This window comes from Bacteroidales bacterium, assembly GCA_041671145.1.
Lineage (GTDB): Bacteria > Bacteroidota > Bacteroidia > Bacteroidales > JAHJDW01 > JAQUPB01.
Genome location: JBAZBZ010000013.1, coordinates 1 through 2662 on the forward strand (window position 1 = coordinate 1; position 2662 = coordinate 2662).

The 2662-nt window shown below is 30.0% G+C and carries 4 protein-coding genes; all 4 read left to right on the top strand.

Annotation, left to right across the window (positions count from 1 at the left end):
- The first annotated feature begins 148 nt into the window (after positions 1-148).
- On the top strand, positions 149-463 hold the full coding sequence (locus tag WC223_06225; GenBank protein ID MFA6923837.1) for a hypothetical protein: 315 nt from the start codon (positions 149-151) through the stop codon (positions 461-463).
- 217 nt (positions 464-680) lie between these two features.
- On the top strand, positions 681-962 hold the full coding sequence (locus tag WC223_06230) for a helix-turn-helix domain-containing protein (protein MFA6923838.1): 282 nt from the start codon (positions 681-683) through the stop codon (positions 960-962).
- 21 nt (positions 963-983) lie between these two features.
- On the top strand, positions 984-1181 hold the full coding sequence (locus WC223_06235) for a hypothetical protein (protein ID MFA6923839.1): 198 nt from the start codon (positions 984-986) through the stop codon (positions 1179-1181).
- A 46-nt stretch (positions 1182-1227) separates the two neighbouring features.
- Positions 1228-2662, top strand: a 1435-nt coding sequence (locus WC223_06240) for a BT4734/BF3469 family protein (protein ID MFA6923840.1), incomplete at its 3' end; no start/stop codon positions are given.

Here is a 2662-nt window from a genome sequence, read left to right on the forward strand (position 1 = left end):
TTATGGACAAAACTAAGCTTAGAAAATGGAATTCTATTCAAATCGTTTAGCAATTCAAAACAACTGAAACTATTATCTGCCAATATTTCAAAGAACTTTAATAAAAAAACGTTAGGACGTTAGTGGTAAATTATCTTTTATTACGGATTTGCTGCTATTTCTGAAGAAACATAGTTTCGTCAGTGTTGATACAGACATTAAGGATTTCCGAAAGATTTTCAACAACACCCAACCCGAAATTTTAATACATTGGACAGGGAATATTTCGGAACTTGCTTATTTTATTAAGGTTTTGCATAATGATTTGAAACTCATAAAAGACATTCAATCACATATTTGGAAAGTTACCGCCAACTGCTTTGTTGATAAAAACAAACAAACTTTCGACTGGGAAAAATTTAGGGGACAGAAAAAACCAGCTAAAGCAATTCTGCTTGAAAAAGCAGCAAATATTGTGAAATAACACTCCAAACTTCATTGTTTTTCTTTATTTTTTTTATTTATCGCAAATTCGTTTTTGTTGATTTATCAAAGCTTTTGACACACTCTACACTCTGCACTCTGCTCCACCTTATCAATAGTGTATAGTATTTCTGAAATTATCATTATTTCCTTTGACCCGTTTTTAGTTGCAACAAAAACAATAATTCACTTATTGTAAAATTTAAAAACGTAAAAAAATGGAAGTAATAACGATTCAATCCGAAGCATTTCAGCAAATCATTTCCAAAATAGAAAGTATAGGTAATGAATTTGTCAAACAAAAAAGAACCCAGCCATTGTCAGATATATGGCTCGATGTTCAGGAAGCTTGTCAGTTGCTAAAAATATCTAAAAGAACACTTCAAAGTTACAGAGATAACGGAGTATTGCCTTTTAGTCAAATTGCCGGGAAAATTTATTTTAAGGCAACAGATATTGAGAAGCATCTGCAAAACCATTACAAGAAAACACAATTTTAATATTAATCTAAATTTCAAATTATGAGAACACGTGAATTTTATGTGCCTGTGGACACCATAGTGGAGTTCGCAGAGTTGTTGGATGAAAAAGAAGTATCCAACACAATTATTGGGGTAACAGAAGATGATGACATCATTATTACTGTTTCTTATGACAAATCGGAAAGAGATGCGATTTTTGAACTTGAAGATTTGTTGGAAGAGGATGACAATGAGTAACGCAAAGGGAGCTTACCACTCCCTTTTTCATTAAAGAAAATAAATTATGAAAGTTTCATATTTCAACGATGTAAAAAGCAAGAAAGCTAAAGATATTGATATTAGCGAAGTTTTTAATATAATAAAATTGGAACAGCTATTTGAACAAATCAAAAATGTCAGAAATGCAATATCTAAAGAAGAAAAAGATGCTTTTAAAAGGCAATTGCCTTCAATTACTGTTTCGGGAACATTCAAAGAATCTCATTCTTCTTCAGATTTAATTGAACATTCCGGACTTATTCAAATTGATATTGACAAAGTTGTTGATTCAGAAGAATTGCAAAAAAGAATAAATCAGGACAAGCTGACATTTGCGAGTTTTATCAGCCCAAGCGGAACAGGATTAAAAATTATTGTAAAAATTCCACCTGATAAAAACAAGCATTTGGAATGCTTTCATTATTTAGAAAAATATTATTTGCGGAATTATAATGTGAATATTGATAAATCATGCAAAGATGTAAGCCGATTAATGTTTTTAAGTGCTGATAAAAATATTTACATCAATGATAATTCAGATGTATTAAGCACTCCAATAAAACCTGAAACACAATCGAAATTAATAGCTGATGTCGAAAAAATAATTTCTCAAATTGAAAAACAAAAAATTGATATAACCGGAAGCTACGATAATTGGCTGAGAATTGGATTTGCAATTTCTAATGGACTTGGTGAAGGCGGAAGAAATTATTATCACAGGGTCAGCAAATATTCTGAAAAATACGATGAATTAAAATGTAATAAGCAATTTGATGAGTGCTTTAAACAACGAAAACAGGGAATAACAATAAAATCATTTTTTCAAATAGCAAAAGAATTCGGAATTGATATAAAACCGGCAAATAAAGAAATAAATCAACCTCAAAAAATAAAGGTTAAAAAAGAAATTTCAAAATTTGAAAAAGTAGAAAATTACCTGAGTAGTATTTATGACATCAGATATAACGAAGTTTCCAATGAAGTTGAATATAAACCGAAAGATGAAAAAAATTACAAGCAAATAAATGAAAATAACATTTACAGGGCATTAAATCACAACAATATTAAATTTTCCTTATCAAATTTAATTGCTTTATTAAAATCGGATTTTGTTACAAAATATAATCCTATTGTAGATTATTTTGAAAGTATTCCGTACTGGAATAAAGAAACCGAACCCGATTATATTGATATTTTGGCGGGTTATGTGAAAGCTAAAGATGAGAAAAGATTCAGGTTGCATTTCAAAAAAATGTTGGTTCGTAGTGTCGCTTGTGCATTAATTGATGGAGGTTTCAATAAACAGGCATTTATTTTGGTTGGCGAAATACAAAATAGTGGCAAAAGCACATTCTGCCGGTGGCTTTGTCCTCCTACATTAAAAGATTACTATGCGGAGAATATAAGTACTGATAAAGACAGTTTAATAAGTTTATCCGAAAATTTTATAATCAATTTAG